The sequence below is a fragment of the Myxococcus sp. CA005 genome (assembly GCF_006518205.1).
GTDB classification, from domain to species: Bacteria; Myxococcota; Myxococcia; order Myxococcales; family Myxococcaceae; genus Myxococcus; species Myxococcus xanthus.
Genome location: NZ_SRLV01000015.1, coordinates 45043 through 70020, shown reverse-complemented (window position 1 = coordinate 70020; position 24978 = coordinate 45043). Strand labels below are relative to the sequence as shown.

Here is a 24978-nt window from a genome sequence, read left to right as displayed (position 1 = left end):
CGGGCCCCGGTTCATTGCCCCTGGAGCAGGGGCACGCGCTTCCAGTGGGCTTCGATGCGGCGGCGGCTCTCATCCGGCAGGGGCAGTTGCGCGTGAAGCGAGGACCAGGTGTCGAGCGACGCTTCCACCGCGGACTTCACCACCGGCAGCACGTCGCTGGGGGGCAGCGCCAGCTTGCGCGCCAGCCGTTCGAAGCTGCCCAGGGAGATGTCCTCGAAGCGCTTTGACTTCGCGAAGTTGAGCGCGAGCGTGTCCGCCGGCATGTACTGGAGCGTGGACACCAAGTCGTACGCGGGTGACAGCGTGGCGCGGGTGCCGTCCGGGTAGAGCAGGGACCAGTTCTTGTGGTGCGCGTCCCCGTTGCCAATGACGGTGATGAACACCAGCCGCCGCAGGAACTCGTGCAGCGCGTCCAGTCCGGCGACCTTGTAGATGACGTTGGCGACCGTCTCGTAGTTGTACTTCTTGTACTTCTCATCCGCGTACAGCCCCAGCACCTGCGTCAGGTCCTCCATGTGGACCCGGCGGCCGGGCTCGGGGCGGTCGAAGCGGCGCACGGCGTAGGCCACGTTCTCGCGCAGGGTGATGCCTTCGGGCAGGCCCTGGATGTCGGCCACGTCCAGCAGCGCCACTTCGGGGACGGTGATGCCGGCGGCGCGGGCCCACGTCATCATGGAGAACTCGTTCTCCGGGACGCGGTCGTAGCGGTTGTCCGGCAGCTTCACAATCCAGTTGCCGCCGCGTCCACCCGCCGGGAGCGTCATCGCCTTGTCCCGGCGCAGCATGGAGAACTTGAGCTGCACGCCCGCCAGTGAGAAGCGCAGCGGCTCCTGCTCCTGCGGCGCGTGGGGCGGCTGGGGCTCCTCCAGCGGCTCCATTCCGCTGAGTGACAGCACGCTGGCGGGCCGCACGACGATGGCGCCGGGCAGGTCCTCACCCAGCCGCGCGATGAGGAAGAACTCGCGCTGGCGGGCCACCTGCTCGCGTTCGGCGATGAGCTCGCGCAGCGAGCCTTCCGGGAGCAGGTTGGAGAAGTACGAAGGCAGGCGCAGGCGGCTGACGTGCCGGCGCGAGAGGTCGTCCTCGAAAATCTGTCCCAGCACCGGGCGTGGGTAGCGCTGGCGGTACTCCTCCGCGATGACGAACTCGATGCGTTCGTCCTCCAGCAGCGTCAGCGTGCCGACGTGGACGTCGCCCAGGTGGACGTCGAGGATTCCGGCCGTGGTGCGGGTGGGCTCCAAGTCAGTCCTCCTCCTCGACGACCAGCGATTGGAGGGACGGACGGTCCGACTCCTCGTAGCGGGTGCGGGCCCGCAGGAACTCGATGATGTGTCTATCGATGAGCTCCATGCGCTGCATGAGGAATTCGAGCGTGCCGCCCTCGCGCAGCGTGTCGCGCATGGCGGGGGTGATGGCCTGGCTCTGGAGGACCTCGGGCGGCGGCGCGGGCTCGTCCCGCAGCACGTCCAGCAGGGGCTGACCGGGCAGGGGCGGGTGCATCAGGTAGTTGGCGGGGGTGTAGAGGAAGGAGCGGTACAGCGCGGGGTCCAGCTTCAGCTCGGCGTCGGGCTCCTGCACGGTGAGGGACTTGAGCACGGGGCTGAGGCTGGCGGGGTCGGTGTCGCTGAAGAGCTGGGACGGCTCCAGCAGGGCGCCGGTGCGCAGGTGCCGCGGCTGGAGCGCGTACAAGGCATTGAGGGCCATGCCCCGCGAGCGCAGCGCGAGGCCGAACGTCGCGGGCTGCGCGTGCTGGGCCAGCCATTCGTCGGACAGGGGCCGCACCTGCGCCAGCAGGGACTGGACGGATTGCTCCTCGTCGGGGCCGATGGCGGCCAGCAACTCCTGTGGCGACAGGGCCCGGCTGTCGAGGAAGCTGTCCACCAGGCTGCCGCGCCAGAACCCACGCGCGAGCAAGTCCCGCGTGCGCGGCGACGGCTCCGGGTGCAGGTGGAAGAAGCGCGCGAGCAGCACGAAGTAGAGCGGGTTCGTCAGCAGGCGCCCGTGGGGGATTCCCGCGTCGCGCTTGAGGAAGACGATGACGCTGCGCAGGGCCGCTTCCGTCTGGAGCAGCGTCTGCGTGAGGTCGTCCTCCTCGCGAAGCTGCTTCTGGAAGTCCTGGGTGAAGTCCAGGCCGCGCACCGCGAGCACGGCCTTGAGCAGCAGGGATTCATCGATGCGGCCGAAGCCCAGCTCCAGCAGGCTGGTGGCCAGCGCCTTCAGGTTGGGCAGTCGCGAGCCCGCGGTGCCGCCGTAGAGCGCGTTGAAGACCTCGTCGTCGGTGAGCGGCTTTCCGGAGGTGTTGAGCCGCTTGAAGATGATGCGCAGCGTCTTCTCCTCCGCGGCTTCGACGACGTACGCGGGCATCTGGTACTCGCGCGCCGCCTTGCCCAGACGGATGGCCGCGCGCACGTGCTCTGGGTTCTTCTCGCGCCCCGGGTAGCGGTCCAGCCAGCCCAGCAGCTGCTCGCTGTCGAGCACCCGGTTGAGCGGCAGCCAGTGCGGAGGCGTCGGCTCGCCGTGCGCGGGCTGGACGATTTCGTGTGTATCCAGGTCGAAGAAGAGCGTGAAGCCGTCCCGCGCGGCGGGCTCCTGCTCCGGGTGGAGGAGCACCGCGGCCAGCGCGGTGATGCGCTGCTGCCCATCCACCACCCACAGCGCCTGGCTGTGGGAGGGCGCGTCGATGCGCACCGGGCCGAAGCTCACGCTGGCGGCGGGAGCCTCGCGCTTCCAGAAGAGCAGCGTGCCAATGGGATAGCCGCGGTACACGCTGTCGAGCAAATCCCTCACATCGCCGGCCTCCCAGCGCAGGGGCCGCTGGAAGTGGGGCAGCCGCACCTCACCGCGCTGGACGCGGTCCAGCAGATCCTCGATGCTGAATGCCGTCGCCTGGGGCCGCCGCGTCAGGGTGGATTGCATGCGCTTACCTCTGTCCGGCCTGTAACACGCCCCGCACGGGATGCCCGCCTTCCGGTGGCGGCCCTGGGGAATTGCCTGATTTGGACAGTGACAGTGGAATCGTCTGTGTTCACCGGGTGTGAATGTTCGATTATGGGCTCGGAGGGGGCGCGTGCTTGACGGGCGCTCGCTCGCCCTTCAACATGCCGTCCACGTTTCCTCTTCGGAGTGAGACGCGGCGGCGGTGATTGCCTCCCCCAAAAGCGACACCGTCGTGGAAGTCCCAGTTGAGCCCCGCGCGCCGCGTTCCCCCTCTCGGCGCGCGGTGGCCCCTGGGATTCTCGCTCCGCCCCTCGGTTCCATGCCTGCATGACGCACGGGCGTTGTCCGCTTCTGGGCGGTGGTGACGCTCACCGTCGCTTGCGAGGCCCAGGGGCTCGACGGAGAGTGAGCGCCTCCCCTTGGAGGACCCTTGCCCGTCGCCACCTTCATCCTGCCCGCTTCCCTCGCGCTCCAGTTGCTGTCGGCCGCCGCACCCGCCGCGAAGTCGGCGCCCAAGGCCGTCCCCGCGAAGCCCACCGTCACCGCGAAGCGTGCCGCGCCCGTGTACGCGCAGGCGACCGCGGAGAAGCTCATTGGGCCCGCGCTCACGGATGGCCATGCCTATGCGCGGCTCGCCGAGCTGACGGACGGCATTGGCCCGCGCCTGTCGGGGTCGCCGGGCGCCGAGGCCGCCGTGCAGTGGGCGCTGCGTTCTTTCAAGGCCGACGGGGTGAAGGCGTGGTTGGAGCCGGTGAAGGTGCCGCACTGGGTGCGAGGCGAGGCGTCCGGCGAGGTGCTGGCCTCCGAGCGCACGCGGGGGCACCCCCTGGCGCTGCTGGCCCTGGGCGGCAGCCCGCCCACCGCGCCCGAGGGACTCACCGCCGAGGTGGTGGAGGTGACGTCGCTGGAGCAGTTGGAGTCGCTGGGCGCGGCGGTGAAGGGGAAGTTCGTCTTCTTCAACCACACCATGACGGTGGCCGCGGACTACGGGCGCTTCGCGGGGCTGCGCTCACGAGGCCCCGCCGCCGCCGCGAAGCACGGGGCGGTGGGCGCGCTGGTGCGCTCGCTTGCCACGGCGTCGCTGCGCACGCCGCACACGGGCGCGACGAACTTCCCCAGTGAGGGGCCGCGGATTCCGGCGGCGTCGGTGGCCACGGAGGACGCGGACCTGCTCCACCGGCTGCTGGCGGGCGGCCCGGTGCGCGTGAAGCTGATGCTGGGCAGTTCCGAGCTGCCGGACGCGGATTCCTCCAACGTCGTGGCGGAGATTCGCGGCCGGGAGAAGCCGCAGGAAATCGTGCTGATTGGCGCGCACCTGGATTCGTGGGACGTGGGCACGGGCGCGCATGACGACGGCGCGGGCGTGGTGATGGTGATGGAGGCCGCGCGCCTCATCGCGAAGCTGCCGCAGGCGCCCCGGCGCACGGTGCGGGTGGTGCTCTTCATGAACGAGGAGAACGGCCTGCGCGGTGGGCGCGCCTACGCGGAGGCGCACGCGGCGGAGTTGCCCCGGCACGTGGGCGCGCTGGAGATGGACGCGGGCGGCGGGCGGCCCGTGAGCGTCAGCGTGCGCGCGGGCGAGGGCGGGCAGGACCTGCTGCGCCCGTGGCTGCCGCCGCTGACGGCGCTGGGGGTGACGCAGTTCTCCGCGCGCGAGGCGGGTGGGGCGGACATCAGCCCGCTGATGCCCGCGCGCGTGCCCTTCTTCGGCGTGGAGGTGGACAGCAGCCGCTACTTCGACGTGCACCATACGGAGGCGGACACGCTGGACAAGGTGGACCCGCAGGACCTGGCGCGCAGCACCGCCGCCGTGGCGTGGATGACGTACGCGCTGGCGGAGATGCCCGGCACGCTCACGCGCCCCGAGGCGCCGGCACCGCGTGGGCCCGCGCCGGTAACCGTGCCCGCGCAGCAGTCGAAGACCTCAGGGAACTAAGGGGCCGCTTGGGGGGAGGCCAGCCGGGGTGCCCTTGGACCGCATGATTCTTTAAATTTTGTCGATAATGGTCGCTTCTGGCGAAACATGCGCGCGTATTTGGCGCATATTGCGTATTATCGACAGAGTTAATGGACTCGACTGCGGAGTTTCGAGACGCATTCTGGAAGCAGGACCTCCGGTTACCTCGGGGGGTGGAACTCCTGCGCCAAGACGTCTTCTTGTTGCCGCGCCGAGGGCCTGGTGGGCAGGCGATCTATGAACTCGCCGAGGTGGTCCTCCCCCAGGTCCGAGTGCCGGTCCTGATGGCCTACCGCGCGCCGTTGCTCCCGGCGGACGTGCACTCACTTCGGGAACGCCTGCGCGCAGCGAGCGTGGCGCTGGACCAGCGGGATGGGACCGCCGAGCGCCTGCCCGTTGTCCGCATCCCGATGATTGCGACGGATTCCGCGTCATCTGGAGTCATCGCGGCCTGCGAGCAAGAAGACGTCGCATTGGTCGATCAGCGAGGAACATTCTTCCTGCGCTCAGGCAGCACCTTCATTCGTGTACAGGGGCGCGAACCGTCACAGCGGCGTCCCCGTGAGCCGGTATTCCACGGGAAGGGGTGCCGCATCGTCCGGACCCTGTTGCAGTCGCCGGGAGAAGCGCAGACGGTCCGCGCGTTGTCGGAGCGGACGCAGACCAGTTACTCCTATGCGTACGGCGTCGTCCGCCACCTCGTGCTCGATGGGTATGTCGAGCCGGTCGGCAAGCGGAGTGGGTTTCGGCTGAGGGCTCCCGTGCGCCTGCTGAGGGCGTGGATGGCAAGTGGCGAGAAGACCTCCGTGACACTGGATGGTTTCAACGCACCTTCCACCACGCCGGAGTTGTTGGGGAAGGGCCTTGAGCGATTGAAGGCCCAAGGCATTCGGGGCATCTATACGCTGGCGAGCGCCTTGCTGCCTGAAGAGCGCTTCGTGTCGGGGCTGCCTCACGGGCTCTATCTCACGGGCTCTATCGACGCGGCTGTCGAAGCCTTCGGGCTGCGCCGTCTGATGCCTCATAACTTCTGGGTGTTGCGGGCGGAGCCCTCGGCTGAGACGGATGCCGGAGGGGTCTTCTTTTCGCCACGAACGCTTCCTCATGGCCTGGGTGTGGCGTTGCCTCAGTTGACCGTGGATTTCCATCAAAGTGGGGGGCGCGGCAAGGAACAGGCGGATGAGTTGGTGCAGCGATTCGCACAGGCGCTGCCCATCTCAGAGGAAGCGCCATGACCGAGCAGGAGCAGTTCGAAGAGATTCTGCGAGAACTGGGTGAACTCCTGCTGCAACTGGGAGATCTCTCCTGGAACGTCGTGCTCATCGGCGGGCAGGTGCTCGCGTTGGAGTCGCTCCGCAAGGGTGGGTCGGGGGTCATCGCCGTCACGACCGACACAGGCGCCGTGATTGAGCGCGGCTATTCCCACGAGCCTGATCTGCTCTTCGACATGGATGGCACCGAATTCGGGGCGGAGCGTCTACCTGAGGTCCTCAAGCTCCGGGGGTACGAGCGAACGCGCAGTTTTCGTTGGTCGAAAACCCTTCCGGGAGGGGTGATGCACCTCGACCTGTTCGCACCTGCTGGAGTCGATTTGGAACAGCTCCCCACGAGCATGACGCCGCTGCCTGATGCGCGGTTGGCGCTGCGTGGAAGTCAGCCGGTGTTTCTCCCCATGGGAGAGACCTCGCTGCGAATCCGGCTGCCGGACGCAGTTGGATTCCTCTCGATGAAGGTTCGCGCCAAGTTGGAGCAGCGGCCAACGGAGACCAAGGACTGCTTCGATATCTTTGCCTACGTCAAGCTCGTGGGGCTGGATGACGTGCGCGCATCACTGAAGCAGGCCGGCGAGGAAGGGCAGGCGCTCCGTGACAAACTGCAGCGCTTGTTCTGGAGCACGGATGCCGCAGGTGTGCTGGATATCATTGCCTATGCAGAAGGACTCGAGGAGGTCGACCGGGCTTTGCTTGCTCAGGCGGCCGTCGACTTGTTCGCCGATCTCTAAGCTCACTTCTGGTCAGTCGAAGACCTCGGGAAGCTGAGGGCGGCTTGGGGGCCCTTGGATTTCCGAGGCACCCCTTGGAGCATGGCGTCGCCCGCGTCACGCGGGTGGCTGCTCAGCTGACGGGCCTCGTCTGCGATGGCGTATGTCTTGCTCGGCTCGGACAGTCACTGGTTCGTGGGAGGACATTCATGATGAAGCAAGGCAAGCGTGTTCCGGGGCTGAAGTGGGTCATCGCCGCGTTCATCCTGGCGGGCTGTCGTGGTGCCGAGGGCGAGGTGCCCACGGAGACCGAGTCCAGGCTGTCGTTGAAGGAGGGCCAGGTGCTTGGCCCGGCGTGTACCGGGGAGCAGAAGCAATGCCCCGAGGGCCTCTCCTGCGCCTCGTTCAACCTGGGCTCGGGCCCCGAAATCCGCTGCGTCCAGTCCCCGGAAATCTGTGACTTGTTCAAGTGCAGCAGCGGCGAGTGTGTGGTGCTGGAGAGCCATCCAATCCAGGTTCGTTGCAGCGGCTCCTGAGCCGCGCGTTACGCGTCGAAGGGCGGGTGCTTCCCAAGTCCGGTGAGCGCCCGTTGCCCGGCGGCGATGTACTCCGGCCGTCCCTGCGTCTGGCCGAAGGCGATGTCGGCCACCGCGCGGCAGGCGGCGAACCACCGCGCCCGCGTGAGGACGGCGGGGCTGACCGCGCCATACGTCTCCAGCGAGGCGGTCAGCATGGGCGCTCCGCCCCAGTGGAGCAGTCCGGCGAAATCCCTCGCGGGGTCTCCGACGCACGCATCACTCCAGTCGATGACCCCCGTGGGAGCACCGTGGGAATCGACCAGGACATGCTCCGCGGCGAAGTCGCCGTGGACCAGCCGGGGAGCGCCGCGTCCCTCCGTGGGGCGCACCCTGAGCCGCTGCTCCCAGTCCGCAGCCCGGTGCGGCTCCATATGGCTGTGTTCGACGGCGAGCCGCAAATCGTCCACGGCGGCGGCCGACCACGCTTCGAGTTCCGGGTCGTCGTCCGCCGGCACGCCGAGCGCAGCGGCTTCGGCGGGGTCGAGCGCATGGAGCGCTCTCAGGAAGGCGCCGAGCCTGCGGCCGAGGTCCGACAGGTCCAGCCGCTCAGGCTCGACGAGGAGCGCGGGCGTCCCTGGGAGCTTCTCGTAGCCCGCGAAGCCCGCAGCGAGGTCGGCGGCAGGGTGCGCGAGGAAACGGTAGTCGGGGACCGGCAGGGGAAGCCGGGGCCCGAGCCACGCCAGCAGGCGCGCCTCCCACTTCAGGTGCTCGGCGGCTTCGTCGCTCTTGGGGAAGCGGAAGACGTAGCGCCCCTCCACCTCGAAGGCCTGATGGTCCGTGCCTTCCCCCAGGCGGACGACCCGCGCCGTCGCGAGCGCGGGAAAGCGCGCGTGGATGCGCTCGGCGGCCTCCGCGTCCGTGAGCGCGGGTGACTGTTCCGCGTCGTGAGCCATGCCGCGACGCTACTGCTCCGGGGCGCTGGCACGCGACTCGATGCGCCGGCGCTTGCGGCGCAGGTGCTGCTCCGGAAGGAACAGTGTCACCAGCAGCGCCGCGCCGGCGATGAACAGGGCCACGTGGTACACGGCGGAGACGCCGCGAGTGAACGCCATCTTCAGCGCCCGGTCCGCCGCGTCCACCGCTGCCAGTGCCTGTCTCTCGTCCGCGTCCACCTTCGCCCGGGCCTCGGGAGCGGCCGTTGTCTCCGCACGGCGCCGCTCGGCGTCGAACTCCGCGCGCACCCGCGCCTTCACCTCATCCGCGCGGAACACCTGTCCGGTGGGACCGCCTTCGCCACTGACGCCCGGCGCGGCGCGTGTCACCTCGGCCTTCACGGAGTCCGGGAGCGCCGACGTGGCCTGCGCCATGCGCGCCTCCAGCTCCGAGGACAGCGTGGACGCGAACACCGTCCCCAGCAGCGCCACGCCCAACGTCATGCCCAGCTGCCGGAAGAACGTGGCCGCCGCGGTGCCCACGCCAATCTGGTCCGGTGGCACCGCGTTCTGGATGGCCATCGTGTAGAGCGGAATCGAAGGCCCCAGGCCCAGGCCCACCAGCACCATCTTCGCCGTCACCTCCGCCTGGGTGGAGTCCGGCGTCAGCGTGAAGGCCATGACGGCGAAGCCCGCCATCAGCAGCACCAGCGAGCCCAGCAGCAGCGCCTTGTAGCGGCCCACCCTGGACACGAGCTGCCCGCTCAGCACGTTCCCCGCCACCACGCCCAGCGTCAGCGGCATGACCGTCAGCCCCGAGCGCGTCGCCGACAGCCCCACCACGTTCACCATGAACAGCGGCAGGAAGACGATGCCCGACAGGAACGCCCCGCCGACGATGAACACCGCCGCGTTGCCCGCGCTGAAGGCACGCAGGCGGAACAGCGTCAGGTCGAGCAGGGGCTCGGGCGCGCGCCGCTCCGCCCAGAGGAAGGCCACCAGGCCCACCGCCGACAGCGCGAACAGTCCCAGGATGCGCCACGACGTCCAGGCCCAGTCGCCGCCGTCCGTCTGCCCCAGGCTGAGCGCCAGCAGCAGCGGCACCAGCGCCACCGCGAGCGTGAACGCTCCCACCAGGTCCAGCCCGCCCCGGGAAACACGCTGGGGCTTCAGCCGCGGCATGCGCGACAGCACCAGCGCCAGCGCCACCGCGCCCACGGGCAGGTTGATGAAGAACACCCAGTGCCAGCCCAGGTGGTCGGTGATGAACCCACCGGCCAGCGGCCCCACCACGCTGGACAGGCCGAACATGGCGCCGAAGAGGCCCTGGTACTTGCCGCGCTCACGGGGCTCGAAGAGGTCGGCCACCACCGCCAGCGCGGCGGTGAACAGCGCCGCGCTGCCCAGCCCCTGCACGGCGCGGAAGAGGATGAGCGCCACCGTGGAGCGCGCCACCCCGCACAGGAAGCTGCCCGCGAGGAAGATGAGGATGCCCGCGGCCAACACCGCGCGCCGGCCCAGCAGGTCCGACAGCTTGCCCCACACGGGCACCATCGTCGTCGACGCGACGAAGTACGACGTGGTGAGCCACGGGTAGAGCGAGGCGGGGATTCGCAGGTCCGCCTGGATGGCCGGCCCCGCGGTGGCGACAATCGTCTGGTCCAGCGCGGCGAGCAAGAGCCCCAGCACCGCGCCCAGCAGCGTGAAGACCTTCTGGGAGCGCGTGAACGCCGGGAAGGCGGGCGGCGCATTGGCGGTGGCGGGAGCGGCGGACGGGGCCATGTGTCGCGGTGGCTCCCGGGTCAGGGGCGCCAGGGGAAAGGTGGGGACGTTCCTACCAGACGGCCACCGGCAGAGTCCCTTTGCGGCACCAGCTGTTTCCGTGCGGCGGCAAGATTGCGCCCGTTCCGGTGCCGCGAGGGGGCGCGCGCCGGGAGATGCCCCGCACCGGGCAAGCACTTCGCGCTGGGTGAAGTGAACGGTCTACGCTGCGGACGTCCAATCCCAGACGTCGCGAGGGACCGCCCGCGACGCATTTCCCGGACCACACCCCATGCAACGCATTAGCGCTGTCGCCCTGACCTCGCTGCTGGCCGTTTCACTCTGCGCATGTGATGACCCCGTGGAGCCAGGGGACCCTGATTCGGGAACGCCGGATGCCGGGCAGCCCGACGGAGGCGACGCGGGAGCCGGGGACGGAGGCACGTTCCTCTCCGAGGTGCCGCTCTGGCAGGTGGAGCACGACCCCGCGCACGCCACCGGCTGCTTCGGCCGCTCCATCGCGCTGGGCGACGTGAATGGCGATGGCCAGAAGGACCTGGTCGTCGCCGCGCCTCCGTGCCTCTCGCTCACGAGAGACCCCGGCCGGGTGTCGCTCTTCGCGGGCGAGGCGCCGTACTTCTCCACGCAGGGCGTGACGGCGGTGATGGACTGGCGCAACGCGAACTCGCGGACCAATGGCACCCGGATGACGGTGAGCACGGGCGACGTGGACGGGGATGACTCCGCGGACGTGCTCGTCTCCGGCCAGTACGGCGCGCTCGTCTTCAAGGGCCAGACGGACCTGGCCAGCGTCTTCACCGAGCCCGCGTTCGTGGTGCCCGGCGGCGGCGTGTACAACAACGCCGTCTTCGCGGACGTCAACGGGGACGGCCTGGATGACGTGGTCAGCGTGAAGGGGCTGGTGCTGTCCGTCTTCCTGGCCACGCCCGGCGCGCCGGGAGGGCCCTTCACCCTGGTGGAGCGCACGGAGCCGCTCTACACCGGCGCTGTCCATCGCGCGGGCGACGTGGACGGGGATGGCGCACAGGACCTCCTGCTATTGGATTCGATGGGAGACGTCTATTCGCTGCTCCATGGCTGCAAGGCCGGCAGCCCCGGGCCGTGTGACGGCGGGCTCGCGGCGCAACCCTTCTGGACGGTGGACAGCCGGACGCTGAGCCTCTTCCCGGACGTGAATGGGGACGGGGTGCCAGAGCGCTTCACGGGGCCGGGCGGTGGCACGGTGCGGCTCCACCTGTCGGAGGCGGGCGGCGGCTATGCCTCCGCGCCCACGTGGACCGCCATGGGTGACCCCGTCTTCGCGAACTTCGGTGCCACCATCACCGCGGTAGGGGACGTGGACGGGGATGGGCAGCGCCAGGACTTCGTCGCGGGCTCCGAGGGGCGGCTGTACTTCTATTCGCCGGCGGAGGGGGTGTCCTCGGCGCTGAGCCCCGTGTGGTCCTGGCCGCGGGCGGACGCCCTGCCGCAGGGGTACGAAGGCTTCCACCGCTTCACCGTCATCGCGCCGGGGGACCTGAACGGCGACCGATTCGATGACCTGGTGGCGGGCGTTGCGCCTTCGCCAGGGCTCGTCGACGGGCCGGGGGGCCGGGTCGTCATCTTCGGCGGTGGCCGGGTGCCCGCGGAGCCGACTACGGCGCCGCACCTGCCGCCCGTGGCGGGCTGTGGCCTGACGCTGGACCCGGTGCACGGCAAGCCGGACCTCTCCGTGGACGCGGACGTGCTGGCCCGCACGCTGTACGTGGAGCGCCGCACCTTCGCCGCGGACTCCTGTGAGATGTTGGAGGGCTGCGTGCCCGCGCCCGGTGAGCGGCGCCTGCTGCGCTTCAGCACCTCCATCCAGAACCTGGGCGCGGCGGCGGCCTCGGTGCCCAACATGGACGAGCGGCCGGACCTCTACGTCTGGGACGAGTGCCACGGCCACGAACACCTCACCAACTTCGCCCAGTACGTGCTGCGGGACGCGCAGGGCAACGAGGTCGTGGAGGGCCGCAAGCAGGGCTTCTATCTGGTCGACTACCAGCGCCAGTGCGATGACGCGGCGCCCTTCCACTTCCCGCTGGACCGAATGAGCATCTCCGCCGGCTGGGCGGACATCTACGTCGCCGACATCCCCTGCCAGTGGATTGACATCACCGACCTGACGGACGGCACGTACTCCCTGCGCGTGGGCGTGGATGAGCAGGACATCATCGAGGAAGCGGACGTGCTCCCCAACGAGGCCATCCTGAACGTCCGCATCCAGGGCGATTCCGTGACCGTGGTCCCGTAATCATGAGGCCCGGGACACCGTGCCGCCGTCCTGGCGCGGTGTCCCAGCGGTCTTCCGTTCCCACCTCGCGTGGAGGCCAGGGGCGGCCACACGGATGCATGCCGGGTGTGGGGGCCGGCACGCCCTGGGAGTGGGACACCTACACTGGCGGGCCGAGGACGGCCTCGCGCGGGGTCCCAGACGGATTTCCAGCACACTGGATTTGCACCGAAGGAATGTCGCGTGCAATCACCCGTTCCGGGGCCCGTACCAACCAGCGCGACGTGCAACGCAGCGGAGAGAATCTGACGTGAGCATCCGGGTCGATGTGTGGGAGGGGGCGCGCATCGCGCTGTTCTCGCTCCGTTCCAACCGCCTGCGGACCGTGCTGACGACGGTGGGCATTGGCGTGGGCGTGTGCACGCTGCTGGCCATTGTCGGCATCATCCAGGGCATCAACCGCTCCTTCGAGGATCAGCTTTCGAGCATTGGCGCCAACACGCTCCAAATCTCGAAGTTCCCCTGGACGCTCAACGGCGACTGGTGGTCGTACCGCAACCGCAAGGACCTGAGTGCGGACCTGGTGCCGCCCATCCTCAACGCGTCCGAGCACGTGCTGGCCGCGGCGCCGCTCTTCTTCGAGCGCGTGGAGGGCCGCTTCCTGGACCGCAAAATCGGCTCGGTGCTGCTGGTGGGCACCACGCCGGACTACGCCACGGTGGGCTCGTTCGCCCTGGAGCGGGGCCGCTTCCTCACCCACGCGGACGTGGACAACCGGGCGCAGGTGGCCGTCATCGGCGCGGAGCTCGTGCGCTCGCTCTTCCCCGGAGTGAACCCGGTGGGGCAGCGCATCCTCTTCGAGGGCAAGCCCTTCCGCGTGGTGGGAACCCTGGAGGCCAAGGGCACCATCCTGGGAGAGAACCAGGACCTGGTGGTGGTGGTGCCCTCCCGCACCTTCCTGGCGCACTTCGGCAAGAAGCGCTCGCCCAACATCGCGGTGGCCCTCACGTCGCCGGAGCATGCGCCAGCGGTGGTGGACAAGCTCACCGCGGTGCTCCGCCGGGAGCGCAACACGCCGCCGGGGCTGCCGGACGACTTCGCCATCAACCGGCCGGACCAGCTGGCCAGCATGTACGCGCAGCTCACCGGGGCGCTCTATGGCGCGGCCATGGGCGTGGGCCTCATCACGCTGTTGGTGGGCGGCATCGGCATCATGAACATCATGCTGGTGTCGGTGCGCGAGCGGACGCGGGAGATTGGCGTCCGGCGGGCGCTGGGGGCCCGCAAGCGCACCATCATCCTCCAGTTCCTGATGGAGGCCTCCTGCGTGTCCGCCCTGGGCGGCACCCTGGGGACCGTGGTGGGCCTGGGGCTGGCGCGCATCGTGTCCTTGATTACGCCGCTGGCGGCGGCGGTGGAGCCGCTGACGGTGGTGGCGGGCGTGGGGTTCGCGGCGATGGTGGGGCTGCTGTTCGGCATCTGGCCGGCGGCGCGGGCGGCGAACCTGGACCCGGTGGAAGCGCTTCGCCACGAGTGACGGACGGGAGACGGCGGCGATGATGGCAATCTGGGACACCCTGCGGCTGGCGTTCGGAACGTTCCGTTCCAACCTGCTGCGCTCCTTCCTGACGCTGCTGGGCATCGTCATTGGCGCCACCACGGTGGTGTCGATGATGGGGCTCATCGAGGGCCTGCGCATCCAGGTGAACGAGAGCATGTCCGAGCTGGGCTCCGACTGCTTCCAGGTGCAGCGGCTGCCCTTCGGCGGCAACCTGTCCCTGGCGGAGCTGGCGCGGCGGCCCCGGCTGAACGAGGGCGACTTGGAGGCCATCCGGCTGCAGCCGTCGGTGCTGCTGGCGGCGGCGGAGGACTCCAAGGGTGGACAGAAGGTGTCCACGCAGCAGCGCGAGTCGCGTCCCAATGTGGTCATCTGGGCCGGCACGCCGGAGTACTTCCAGACGAACTCGGTGGTGGTGGAGTTCGGGCGGCCCTTCACGGACGCGGAGTACCTGGATGGCCGCCGCGTGGCGGTGATTGGCCAGGACCTGGCGGACACGTTGTTCCCGGGCGTGCAGCCCTTGGGGCAGAACATCCGCATCCTGGGGCGCAGCTTCCAGGTGATTGGCACGCTCAAGCGCCGCGGCAGCTTCATGGGTGGAGGCAGCCAGGACAACCAGGTGATGATGCCGCTGTCCGTCTACAAGGCGCTGTTCGGGGTGCGCAACTACCGGGTGAGCGTCCAGGCCCAGTCGGCGGAGGTGCTCCAGCGCGCGCAGGACGAGGTGACGCTGCTGATGCGGCGGCGCCACAACCTGAAGCCGTTGGAGGAGGATGACTTCTTCGTGTTCTCCAACGAGAGCGCCACGGAGATGTTCAACAACATCTCGAAGGTGATTTCTGCGGCCAGCTTCGGCGTGTGCATGCTGTCGCTGCTGGTGGGCGGCATCGGCATCCTGAACATCATGCTGGTGGCGGTGACGGAGCGCACCCGGGAGATTGGCATCCGCAAGGCGCTGGGCGCGAAGAGGCGCCGCATCCTCGCGCAGTTCGCCATCGAGGCGGTGGTGCTGTCGCTGGTGGGGGGCGCGTTGGGCGTGGGCCTGGGCATGGGCCTGGCGCAACTGGCGAAGTGGATGGTGGGGCTTCCCGCGCAGGTGCCGGCCTGGGCGGTGATGCTGTCGCTGGCCATGAGCAGCGGCGTGGGCCTGCTGTTCGGCATCTACCCGGCCGCGCGCGCCGCGAAGCTGGACCCCGTGGAGGCCATGCGGACGGACTGACCCCACGCAGGTGCCGCAGGGTGGCTGGGAATGAAACGGGGCCTCCTCCGCGCGGTGCGGAAGAGGCCCCAGGTGTTTCAGCACGTGTGTCCGGGGATTACGGACACGGGGTGCCGCAAATCCACTCACCGGTGATGGGGTGCTTGTAGCAGGGGGGCTGGCAGTCATCGGCGACGGCCGTGGCCGGCGTCATGGTGATTCCCAGGCCCAGCACGGCGGCGGCGGCGGCGAGGACGACGGCGATTCGGAGGTGCTTGCGAGCAGTCATTGCGGTCTCTCCAACAGCGGTGTCCGTACAGCGCGGCGGAGTGTGGAGCCCGGGTCTGACAATCACAATGCCCCGCGTGTCACACGCACTGCGTCTGAGACTGCAAGGACTTGGGTGGTGCACAACGCGTGCGTGTGAAAACAGACGCAGCAGAACTATCGCGTGTGTCCGTCTGGGCGAGGTCCGCCGCCTGCCCATTGATAGCCCAACGTCGCGCCCACGCCGATGAATCCCAGGCCGACGAGCTGACGGCCGCTCTTCAAGCGGGCGCTGGGCTTGGACAGCTTCACCAGGGCTTCGTGGACGATGACGCCCAGCAGCGTGCCCAGGGCCGCGCCGCCGAGCGCGCCCAGGTAGGCGCGGTCCGGATGGTGACTCTCGCCAAAGGCGAGCTCGCCCAGGCCCCACGTTCCGAGCGCCGTCAGCGGTGGTGTCAGCACGAAGCCGCCGCCGAAGGCCACGGTCTCCAATTCCATCCACCGCCCCGGGCTGGGCGCCGCGGGACGGAAGAAGAGGAGCCGCGAGGGGATGGCGCCCAGGAGCATTCCCGCCGCCGTCTCCGCCGCGGTGGCACCCACGCGGGTGTCCCCGCCCACGCGGCTGGCGCCCCAGACGCCGGCTACGGGAAGCAGCGAGAGCCCGCCGTGCGCCACCCATGCGCCCTTGGGCAGCGGGACGTCCTCCGGTTCGATGTACGTGGGCACGGCTGCTCTTTCCGGGGACGGGGCGGCGGGCGTGTCCAGGTACCTGGAACGTGTTTCAGGAGGTGGCGTGTCGCGCAGCGGTGCGTCCGTGGCCGCCGCGTGACTCGCGGCGGACAGCAGGCAGCCCAGCAGCAGTGTGCACGCGGTGATGGGACGTCGGTGTGAGGGCACGTTGAGCATGGCGACACGCGGTGTGTCCCGAAGGTGCGCACGCGGGGCGGGGGCTTCCACCCTCACGGTGGAGAGGTGCCCGCCGCGCGTCTCGGGGTGTCTTGCGTGAGACATCGGCAGGTGCGCCGCGGGCCATGGGCGCTTAGTTTCCGGCGGTGAAGCTCGCCTGGCTCGTGCCCGTGGTGTTGATTGCCGCCGGGTGTCCCGCTCCCAATCACCGGCATGACCTGCGCCTGCGCGCGTTGCCGGGGACCAGTCCGGAGGCGCGCTCGCTCGCGTTCTTCCAGTCATTGGGCGTGGCGCTGGTGCCAGGGCACCGCGTGGAGTTGGTGGAGAACGGCTTCATCTTCGACGCCATCGAGGAGGAGATTCTCGCCGCGCGCACCAGCATCCACATCATCAGCTACATCTGGCGCCCCGGTGAGCCGTCGGACCGGCTGGTGCGGGCGCTGGCGGCGCGGCGGCCCGGGGTGGCGTGCCGCGTGCTCGTGGACCCATTGGGCAGCGTCAACTTCGAGGCGGTGATTCCCGCGCTGGCGGCCAGCGGCTGTGACGCGCGCTACTTCCGGCCCATCCAAGGTGACTTCGTGGCCTTGGACGCGGTTCGCCTGAGGGCGCGGAACCACCGGAAGATGGTGGTGAGGGATGGCGAGGTGGGCATCACCGGCGGCTGGGGCATCTGGAAGAGCTGGATGGGGAATGCGCAGAGCGCGGAGTCCTGGCGCGACATGAACATCCGCGTGGAGGGCCCGGCCGTGCGAGAGATGCAGGTCGCCTTCGCGCAGAACTGGCAGGAGGCGGGTGGAGACTTCCTGCCGGCGACGGACTTCCCGGAGCCTCGCTACGCGGGGGATGCGCGCGCCGGCTTCGTGGCCAGCACGGACAACCGCTTCCTGTCGGACGCGCGGCGGATGACGCTGCTCACCATCGCGGCGGCGCAGGAGCGGCTCTGGATTGCGAACTCCTACTTCATTCCCTCCGACGCCATCAGTGACATGCTGCTGGAGAAGGTGAAGCAAGGCGTGGACGTGCGGGTGCTGGTGCCCGGGCGGCACCATGACGTCGGGCCCGTGAACGCGGCGCAGCGGGCGTCCTATGCGCGCTTGCTGGAGGGCGGCGTGCGCATCTGGGAGTACGAGCTGTCGATGATGCATTCCAAGACGATGCTCGTGGATGACTCCCTGTCCGTCGTGGGCTCCACCAACATGGACCCGCTGGCGTTGACGACGTTGGAGGAGTGCTCGGTGGTGGTGGAGGACGTGGCGCTGGCGGCGCAGCTCGCCGCATCCTTTGAGAAGGATTTACGCCACTCGCGGGAGATTCACTGGAGCGGGTGGAAGCGGCGCGGGCTCTTGCAGAAGCTGGGCGAGCGGCTGCCGTGGTTCATCGGCAGTTTTCTCTGAGGCGTGGTTCCACGCTCGGAGTGTATGGGGAGGGGATGGTAAAGAGGCGCCATGGCTCGCGCACGCCCGACCTCGCCTCGTTGCCCTCGTTGTAACGCGCCCTTCGCCCTCACACAGGGACAGGAGCTGTACACCTGCGGTTACTGCAATGCCTCCATCGACACGCGGGGCGAGAAGGCACCGCTCCCCTCCTATGAGGCCCCGCCCGTACCAGAATCCGAGGAGCGTGGGGGCATCCCGGTCGGGGTGATTCAACTGGCGGCCATCGGCGGCGTCGTTCTGGCACTCATCGCGCTGGTCGTGGGCTTCATCACCTGGACGACTGCCTCCGAGTCCACCGGTGGTCCCATCCCGGGCGGGCCGGGGCCGGCTCCCATCGTCGTGGCGCGGCCACCCGGGGTGGAGAAGGCATCGACGTTTCAATGGGACACGACGAGCGTTCCCCTGGTGGTGGACCTCAACGGGGACGGGACGGACGACTTCGTCGGGCGCATCCGTCGGCTCATGCCCAACACCGGTGGGACGGACATCCGCTCGATGGCCGCCGCGTTCGATGGGAAGTCGCTCGGATTGCTCTGGGAGACGGGCCTCGAGGGGTCAATCTCGGAGCTCAGCGGCACGGTGCACTTCGTTCATCAGGGCGGGCGCGTGGTGATGAGTTCGCCTGACGCGGTGAGCATCCTCGACCCGCAGACGGGCAAGCAGCTCGGACGGGTGGCGCTCTCGGACAAGCCTCGCAACCTCTGCATCCCACGGGGCGACACCGAGTCCGTCTGGGTCGATGTTTCGGATGGGCAGAACCTCCTGCTCAACACGAAAACGGCGGCCGCTCGGCCCGCCATCGAGCCGCCCCCCTCCTGCGCGCCGTTCAAATGGGGCCCCCGGATGTGTCCCCCCCAGTTGGTGAGGAGGAGTCCCATCCCCTGTGAACGCCCGCGCGACCTGCCGGACGTTCCCGGGTTTTCGGCTCAGCATGTCTACAAGCTGAATGACCTGAACGTCGTCCTGGGTGAGCGGAGTCCTGGGAGCCGCGTGCCCATGGCGGCGGTGTTCCAGCAGGGCCAGAAGGTCCCGTTGTGGCATGGCAACGTCGCCGACATGGACCCCAAGATGGTGAAGGAGCGCGTGGTGGAGGTCCTCGCCTTCTCCGAGGACGCACTCGTCATGGTCTACGAGTTGAAGGAGGGGGGAGCGCAGCTCATTCGCAGAGACATGCGGACGGGGAGCGTCAGTTGGGACGTCCCTATTCCCAACTCCAAGAGCGGCTCGGGGGCGTCCGACATCAAGCTGCACGGTGGGCGCGTCTACGTTCCGCATTGGGTGTGGCTGGATGTCTTCGACGCGAAGACGGGCAACCTGATTGGCACCCTGGGCAAGTGGTGACGCCGACGCAGTGTCCGCCTGCACGCAGACATGAGCAGGGCTGGCCGGGGTGAAATCGCGCGGACGCGCGGCCGGTCGTAGAGTTCCGGGCCATGGACACCCGGCATGTCGTAGAGCGGGCCCTCGTTCGCGAGGCGCGGCCCGAGGATGACGCGGTGGTGGGGGAGTTGTTGGTGGATGCCTTCCTCACCCAGTACGCGAAGAAGCTCCCGGAAGTCGTCTATGGCGACGAGCGCAAGCGCGAGCTGCGGGACGTCGCGTCCCGGCGCAAGGCGGCCACCGTGCTGGTGGCCGAGTTGGACGGTCAGGTGGTGGGCACCGTCGCGCTCTTCAAGCCCGGTGCCCCCGGCTCCGAGGCCTGGCTGCCCAACGCCGCCGACCTGCGCGGCCTGGCCACCGCCGTGAGTCACCATGGCACCGGGCTGGCCCAGCCCCTCCTGGACGCCGCCGAGGCCCGGGCGCGCGAGTGGGGCGTGGACGCCGTGTGCCTCCACGTCCGCAGGGGCGCGGAGGGCGTGGGGCGCATGTACCAGCGGCGCGGCTTCGTGCGCGAACCCGTGGGCGACCTGGACCTGCCCACGGTGTTCCTCGAAGGCTACGTGCTGCGCTTCAAGAAGGACTGACTTCAGCCGCGCAGTGGCAGGGTGAAGGCGAGCTGGAAGCGCGTGCCCGCGTGCTCCGGGCGGACGGTGGCGGTGACGTGCACCCCGCGGCCGTTGTCCGTGGCCACCAACTGGCCGCGCAGTTGTCCGTTCTCCGTGGCGCCCCGGAAGAGGAACACCTCCGCGGCCTGCGAGAAGATGGCGTCCACGTCGTCGCCGCCGGTGCCCGCGGGCAACTGGTCCCGCACCCAGGTGGCGAAGCGGACGATGCGCCCGGTGAGCAACTGCGCGGGCAGCGGCACCGCGTAGCCTCCGCCGAACACCATGGGCGCGGCGGCCAGCAGCACCGCGTCCGCGTTGCGCCCGCTGCCCAGGCCCAGGATGCCGCGCTCCTCCAGCCGCGCCTGCGCCCGGATGGGGAGGAAGTGCTCGGTGGGAATGCTCAGCCCGGTATCGCGGCCGGTGGGCAGCTCCCACATGGCGGGCGCCTTCAGGCCGCCCTGCTGGCCCATGATGCGCGCGAAGGCGCTGGTGTCCCGGAAGCTGGCCGCCAGCATCGCCGCCACCGCCAGCGCGGGGCTGGTGAAGCTCACGCGCCGGGCCGCGCCGCGACCCTCGCTGGCCACCACCGCGCGGTTGATGACGGCGCACAGCCAGCGCGCGGACTCGTCCTGGCGCAGCTCCGTCCAGGCCTCGGGGACATGCTCGCGCTCCTCCTCCAGCGCCACGGCCAGCTCCGCCTGCGCCACGCCCAGGAGCGGCGCGGACACGGCGGCCACCACCGGGAGCTGCGCGCGCTCGCCCATCGCCGCGAGCTTGCCCAGGAGGGCGACGTCGTCGGTGGCATCCATGATGAAGACGGCGTCGGGGCGCTCGAAGGGCTCGGCGCCTAGCGCGCCCTGCACGGCGTCCAGCAGCCCGGCGCGCGCCACGTCCAGCACCTCCACGGAGATGCCCGAGGACGCGGGCACCTGGTCCAGCAGCCACTTGAGGCCGCGCCACGCGGACTCCAGGTGGGCCACGGGCTCGGCGCCGAGCAGGTCCTTCGCCGTGAGGAGCAGCGCTTGCTCCACCAGGTCCCGGGCCGTCTGCCGGGTGGCGGCCTCCGGCGTGACGACGGGCGCGGGCGTGGCGGGCACGCGTGGATTGATGGCGCGCAGGAAGGCATCCACCGCCCGGGACGCGGCGGCGGGCGTGCTCGCGTCGGCGCGACTGAGGAGCGTCTCCACCAGGTCCTCGCCGGATTCGGTGGGCGCGGTCGGCGCCGTGGGAGCGGGCGGCGTGGAGGCCGCGCGCAGGGCCTCGGCCACCGCGTCCGGAAGGCGGCCTGGGCCGGTGACGGTGGCCACGCGCGTGGCGGCCTCCTCGGGCGTCAGCGTGCGCAGCGGATCGGACGTGGACAGCGATTCGTGCAGGTGCTGCAAGGCGCGCAGCTCCGGGACGCGGGTGATGACGTCCGCGTAGCTGAAGGCGCGCAGCCGGTCGAAGGACAGCTCGACGGTGCGCGTGTCACCCGCGCCCAGTCGGTCCGCCACGGTGACGCGGAGCCCGCTGGCGGCGCGCGTGAGCTCATCCCCGAAGGTGTTCACCGTGAGCGGGAAGCGCCGGCCCGAGGGGGACGGGGAGAAGGCACCCACCACCAGCCAGCGCACGCGTGCGCTCTCGGCACTGCTTCCGTTCTGGCTCATGTCCCGCATCCCCTCCACGACGAGAAGGCCGCTACGTTAGCGCGCCGGCATGTCGGCACGGCTGCCGGACGGAGCCTGGTGACTGCGACCACCGCCCCCTGACGGCGGCAGTCACCAGGGGCCAGGGCCTCACGGGGCGCGGGCGCTCCAGCGACTCAAGTGAAATCAGGGGTTTGGCGGGGAAAGGAGGGCTCCCGACGGTTGGCACACCTGCTGCTACTGGTGCGTGGGTCGCCTACAGCAGCCCTCCAACCCTCCCCGAAGGAACTTCCCCATGCGCCTCTCTCCTCTCAGCGGCTCCGCCTCCTCCGCCGTCCGCTCCCCGGCCCAGGATGTCTCCGTCTCCCGGCCTTCCGCGTCGCTGTCTGGTCCCTCGGGTGCCTCGGCCCAGAAGCCGTCGCTGGGGCGCATCGGGATGCAGCAGGATGGCTTCGACCTGGGCGGCGGCAAGGCCGAGTCCCTGGGCAAGCTGCTCGAGGGGGCCCTGGCGATTATCAACACGCTGGCCCAGCTCCAGCAGGCCATGCAGGCGGGCGGCGCGGCGGGTGGCGCGCAGGGCGCTTCGTACGGCCAGGGCATTTCCGGTGCTCAAGGCGCCCAGGGCGCGTCCTCGTCCAAGTGCTTCTTGGACAGCTCCTTCTCGCCTGCGTCGGCCCGCGGTGGCCGTCCTCCCGTGGAGCTGAACCCCAGCGCCCAGGGCCCGTCTCCGTTCATGAATGAGCCGGTGGAGGGCCTCACGTCGGCGCCTGCCGCTGGTGGCCCCGCGCCCGCGCCCGCTCCGGTGAGTGACATCGAGGGTGCGCCGGTGGGCGGCATCGGCGCGGCGCCCTCGGTGGGCGCGAGCACGGGTGCCGGCGGCGCGAGCCTGGGCGGCAACCTGCCTCCGGCGCTGGAGAAGCTGCGTCCGGCGCTCGAGTCCGCGGCGGCCAAGACGGGCGTGCCGGTGGAGATGCTGGCCGCGCAGGTGTGGGCGGAGTCGCGCGGCAAGGTGGACGCCTCGTCCACCAACGGCGGCAACGGCATGACGGACACGGGGTTGATGCAGGTGAACCCCAACACCTTCAAGGGGCTGCAGGACAAGTACCCCGAGTTGCAGGGCAAGAACCTGTCTGACCCGGAGACGAACATCCTCGCGGGCGCCTGCTACATGAAGGACATGAAGGCGCAGTTCGGGAACTGGGACCTGGCCCTGCGCGCCTACAACTCCGGTCCGAACGGCGTGGACAAGAGCAACCCGCATGCGATTCCCGCGGGCCTGGGCAGTGCGGACTACGTGCGCAACGTGAATCAGTTCGCCAGCACCCTGGCTTCCGGTCAGGGCGCGCTGCCGGCGTAGTCGACGCTGGCAGGTAGGACGACGGCGGGAGGCTCAGGAAGACTCGCGGCCGAAGCTGCCGCGAGCCCGGGAGCCACCGCCGTCGGTGTTACCCAGGACGCTGGTGTGGAGGGAACTTTTCTCCACCAGCGTGCCTTCGTCCATGGCGCTCTGCGGGTCGCCGACGACGAGCATGCCGCCACCCTGGTGCAGCTCCCACGCGGAGCCCACGGAGTCGGCGATCTGCTGACCGGACACGGAGTACTTGGTGCCCGTGTTCGTGTCCTTCACCTGGTAGTTGCCCTTGTCGTCCATGCCGTCGACGACGACCCAGTGCGAGTCACCGGCGATCTTGGAGTCCACGCCCGTGGCGAGCCGGTTGGTGTCCAGTTGGACGACGACTTGCTGACCGCGGGCAAGCGCCTCGTTCACCGAAGGCATGTCGAAGTTCGAGGTGCCCTTCTTCACCTCCAGGCCCTCGTGCGCGAGCATCTTCGCGAGCTCCTCCGGGGTCGTGCCGCCGCCGTCGGTGAAGCGCGACTCCAGCGTGTCCATCTTCTGCGCCGCCGACGCGGAGTCCTTGCCCGCGGTGCGCGACAGCAGGGTGGCCACCGCGGCGCCGCAGTTGGAGTCCTTGGTCTGCTTGATGACTTCCGATGCGCCCGCGGCCTCGAAGCTGTCGGTGAGGTACCGGGCCACCACGTCGGGGACGGACGGCTGCTGGGGGGCCTGGGTCTGGGCGGGGCCGGACGCTGCGGGCGGGACGCTCTGCTGCGTCCGGGTCTCCGAGAGCCTCGCGATGGACTGGAAGAGGTTCACTCGCATGGGCGGTCTTCCCTGGGGGATGGGCGGAGCCCACATGGCTCCAATTCGAGCTTATCTCCAATCTCTGGAGAAAGTTGTTTTCGGAGCGCTCAAGCGCCGCCGCTCGGTTCGATACCGTGCTTTTTCAGGAGCTTGCGGAGGTAGACGCGGTCGATGTCGGCCTCGCGGGAGGCGCGGGAGATGTTCCCCTCGCAGCGCTCCAGGAGGTTGCGGAGGTAGTCGCGCTCGAAGCCTTCCACGAGCCGCTCCTTGGCCTCCTTGAAGGGCAGGTCCAGGTCGGCCGCGCTGTGGCCCCGCTCGCTGTCGGCGGGCTCCAGCTCCGGGAGGGCCTCCTCGCCCAGGTTCACCACCTGCTCCACCACGTTGCGCAGCTCGCGCACGTTGCCGGGCCAGGGGTACTGGGTGAGCAGGGCGCGCGTCTGGTCCGACAGGGTGCTGGGCGGGCGGCCCGTCTGCTCGAGCATGGTGTCGATGAGCAGGGGGATGTCCTCGGGGCGCTCGCGCAGGGAGGGCATCGTCACGCGGAGCACGGCGAGCCGGTGGTAGAGGTCGCGGCGGAACTTCCCCTGCCGCACGGCGTCCTCCAGGTCCCGGTGGGTGGCCGTCACCACGCGCATGTTGACGGTGACGTAGTCGTTGGCGCCCACGCGCTTCACCTGGCGGCGCTCCAGCACCCGCAGCAGGCGGGGCTGGAGCTCCAGCGGCAGCTCACCGACTTCATCCAGGAAGACGGTGCCGTTGTGGGCGCGCTCGAAGGCGCCGGCGCGGTCGCTCTGGGCGTTGGTGAAGGCGCCCTTCACGTGGCCGAACAGCTCGGACTCGATGAGCGAGGGGGCCACGCCCGCCAGGTCCACGATGACGAAGGGCCCGCTGGCGCGGCGGCTGGCCTGGTGGATGGCTTCGGCGCACAGGTCCTTGCCGGTGCCCGTCTCGCCCTGGATGAGCACGTCCGCGCCGCCCGGGGACAGGCGCTCCAGCAGGGTGAACACCTCGCGCATCCGGCGGCTGTTGCCCACCAGCGCGCCGAAGCGGTCGCGGTTGGAGAGCAGCAGCGTGCGCTTCGCCGACTCCTCTGGCACCAGCTTCAGCTCGGTGGTGCCCAGGGTGATGACGGTGCCTGGGTGCAGCTCCAACTCGGTGAAGCGGCGGCCGTCACACGAGGAGCCGTTGCGCGAGCCCATGTCCGTGGCCACCACGTGTTCGTCGTGGACCGTCAGCTTGAGGTGCTCGCGGGAAATCGTCTTGTCGGTGAGGACGATGTCGCACGTGGGGGCCTTGCCAAGCACGTACTCGGGCCTGGTGAGCGCATGGCTCTGGCCGGACTCGGGGCCGGACAGCACCATCAACTTCAGCCGGACCCGGCCTTGCCGCGCGCGGCTCAGCGTCAGCGTCGGGTCCAGCGCGGGATCCTCTTCGTTCGACGGGGCCACGGGAGCGGGACGCTAACACGGCCGACACGGCCCGCCACCCGTTGGGTCCGT

The 24978-nt window shown here is 69.7% G+C and carries 20 protein-coding genes; 11 read left to right on the top strand and 9 right to left on the bottom strand.

The genetic code is table 11. The features are described 5' to 3' along the window. Positions 1-11 precede the first annotated feature (11 nt). Together FMQ63_RS09395 and FMQ63_RS09390 are read right to left on the bottom strand one after the other, a co-directional pair. Positions 12-1241 carry a type II toxin-antitoxin system HipA family toxin gene (locus tag FMQ63_RS09395; protein ID WP_011550244.1) on the bottom strand — a complete coding sequence of 410 codons (1230 nt, stop codon included), beginning with the start codon at positions 1239-1241 and terminating at the stop codon, positions 12-14. A gap of 1 nt (position 1242) precedes the next feature. After that, positions 1243-2916 (bottom strand): DUF262 domain-containing protein, encoded by a 1674-nt coding sequence (locus tag FMQ63_RS09390; protein ID WP_011550245.1) that lies wholly within the window; start codon positions 2914-2916, stop codon positions 1243-1245. A gap of 451 nt (positions 2917-3367) precedes the next feature. Here FMQ63_RS09390 and FMQ63_RS09385 point away from each other — a divergent pair, with 451 nt between their 5' ends. The 4 genes from FMQ63_RS09385 to FMQ63_RS09370 all read left to right on the top strand — a co-directional run bounded on the left by FMQ63_RS09385 (position 3368) and on the right by FMQ63_RS09370 (position 7411). Further along, positions 3368-4873 carry a M20/M25/M40 family metallo-hydrolase gene (locus tag FMQ63_RS09385; protein WP_011550247.1) on the top strand — a complete coding sequence of 502 codons (1506 nt, stop codon included), beginning with the start codon at positions 3368-3370 and terminating at the stop codon, positions 4871-4873. Positions 4874-5247: 374 nt separating this feature from the next. Beyond that, positions 5248-6129, top strand: coding sequence for a hypothetical protein (locus FMQ63_RS09380; RefSeq protein ID WP_225909672.1), 882 nt, complete (start codon positions 5248-5250; stop codon positions 6127-6129). After that, the gene (locus FMQ63_RS09375; protein ID WP_011550249.1) at positions 6126-6896 is read left to right on the top strand and encodes a hypothetical protein; all 771 of its coding nucleotides are present in this window, start codon (positions 6126-6128) and stop codon (positions 6894-6896) included. Before FMQ63_RS09380 ends, FMQ63_RS09375 begins: the two co-directional genes overlap by 4 nt. Before the next feature lie 188 nt (positions 6897-7084). Further along, on the top strand, positions 7085-7411 hold the full coding sequence (locus FMQ63_RS09370; protein WP_020477944.1) for a hypothetical protein: 327 nt from the start codon (positions 7085-7087) through the stop codon (positions 7409-7411). 8 nt (positions 7412-7419) lie between these two features. Here FMQ63_RS09370 and FMQ63_RS09365 read toward each other — a convergent pair whose 3' ends face one another. Together FMQ63_RS09365 and FMQ63_RS09360 are read right to left on the bottom strand one after the other, a co-directional pair. Then, on the bottom strand, positions 7420-8346 hold the full coding sequence (locus FMQ63_RS09365; RefSeq protein WP_011550251.1) for a phosphotransferase family protein: 927 nt from the start codon (positions 8344-8346) through the stop codon (positions 7420-7422). Positions 8347-8355: 9 nt separating this feature from the next. Next, positions 8356-10107, bottom strand: a complete 1752-nt coding sequence (locus tag FMQ63_RS09360; RefSeq protein ID WP_011550252.1) for an MDR family MFS transporter — start codon at positions 10105-10107, stop codon at positions 8356-8358. A 271-nt stretch (positions 10108-10378) separates the two neighbouring features. On the opposite strand from FMQ63_RS09360, the gene FMQ63_RS09355 reads away from it, so the two are divergent. The 3 genes from FMQ63_RS09355 to FMQ63_RS09345 all read left to right on the top strand — a co-directional run bounded on the left by FMQ63_RS09355 (position 10379) and on the right by FMQ63_RS09345 (position 15138). Next, complete coding sequence (locus tag FMQ63_RS09355; RefSeq protein WP_011550253.1) at positions 10379-12382, top strand: lysyl oxidase family protein; 2004 nt, start codon at positions 10379-10381, stop codon at positions 12380-12382. 289 nt (positions 12383-12671) lie between these two features. Continuing rightward, positions 12672-13898, top strand: coding sequence for an ABC transporter permease (locus FMQ63_RS09350; RefSeq protein ID WP_011550254.1), 1227 nt, complete (start codon positions 12672-12674; stop codon positions 13896-13898). A gap of 19 nt (positions 13899-13917) precedes the next feature. Continuing rightward, entirely contained in the window at positions 13918-15138 is a 1221-nt protein-coding gene (locus FMQ63_RS09345) for an ABC transporter permease (RefSeq protein ID WP_020477942.1), read from the top strand. A gap of 97 nt (positions 15139-15235) precedes the next feature. Here FMQ63_RS09345 and FMQ63_RS37350 read toward each other — a convergent pair whose 3' ends face one another. Continuing rightward, positions 15236-15406 (bottom strand): hypothetical protein, encoded by a 171-nt coding sequence (locus FMQ63_RS37350; RefSeq protein WP_020477941.1) that lies wholly within the window; start codon positions 15404-15406, stop codon positions 15236-15238. Positions 15407-15561: 155 nt separating this feature from the next. Then, positions 15562-16290 (bottom strand): hypothetical protein, encoded by a 729-nt coding sequence (locus FMQ63_RS09340; RefSeq protein ID WP_225909673.1) that lies wholly within the window; start codon positions 16288-16290, stop codon positions 15562-15564. Between the two features lie 146 nt (positions 16291-16436). On the opposite strand from FMQ63_RS09340, the gene FMQ63_RS09335 reads away from it, so the two are divergent. From FMQ63_RS09335 to FMQ63_RS09325, 3 genes are all read left to right on the top strand, one after another. After that, on the top strand, positions 16437-17684 hold the full coding sequence (locus FMQ63_RS09335; RefSeq protein WP_011550257.1) for a phosphatidylserine/phosphatidylglycerophosphate/cardiolipin synthase family protein: 1248 nt from the start codon (positions 16437-16439) through the stop codon (positions 17682-17684). A gap of 51 nt (positions 17685-17735) precedes the next feature. Further along, entirely contained in the window at positions 17736-19067 is a 1332-nt protein-coding gene (locus tag FMQ63_RS09330) for a hypothetical protein (protein ID WP_011550258.1), read from the top strand. A gap of 92 nt (positions 19068-19159) precedes the next feature. After that, positions 19160-19690 (top strand): GNAT family N-acetyltransferase, encoded by a 531-nt coding sequence (locus FMQ63_RS09325; protein WP_011550259.1) that lies wholly within the window; start codon positions 19160-19162, stop codon positions 19688-19690. 2 nt (positions 19691-19692) lie between these two features. On the opposite strand, the gene FMQ63_RS09320 is transcribed toward FMQ63_RS09325, so the two are convergent. Beyond that, positions 19693-21357, bottom strand: a complete 1665-nt coding sequence (locus FMQ63_RS09320; RefSeq protein ID WP_225909674.1) for a type VI secretion system contractile sheath large subunit — start codon at positions 21355-21357, stop codon at positions 19693-19695. A gap of 274 nt (positions 21358-21631) precedes the next feature. On the opposite strand from FMQ63_RS09320, the gene FMQ63_RS09315 reads away from it, so the two are divergent. After that, positions 21632-22693 carry a lytic transglycosylase domain-containing protein gene (locus tag FMQ63_RS09315; protein ID WP_216608877.1) on the top strand — a complete coding sequence of 354 codons (1062 nt, stop codon included), beginning with the start codon at positions 21632-21634 and terminating at the stop codon, positions 22691-22693. Between the two features lie 33 nt (positions 22694-22726). Here the strand turns inward: FMQ63_RS09315 and FMQ63_RS09310 are convergent, their stop codons facing one another. Both FMQ63_RS09310 and FMQ63_RS09305 read right to left on the bottom strand, forming a co-directional pair. Beyond that, on the bottom strand, positions 22727-23497 hold the full coding sequence (locus tag FMQ63_RS09310) for a hypothetical protein (protein WP_225909675.1): 771 nt from the start codon (positions 23495-23497) through the stop codon (positions 22727-22729). A gap of 89 nt (positions 23498-23586) precedes the next feature. Beyond that, positions 23587-24927, bottom strand: a complete 1341-nt coding sequence (locus tag FMQ63_RS09305) for a sigma 54-interacting transcriptional regulator (protein ID WP_011550263.1) — start codon at positions 24925-24927, stop codon at positions 23587-23589. Between the last annotated feature and the right edge of the window lie 51 nt (positions 24928-24978).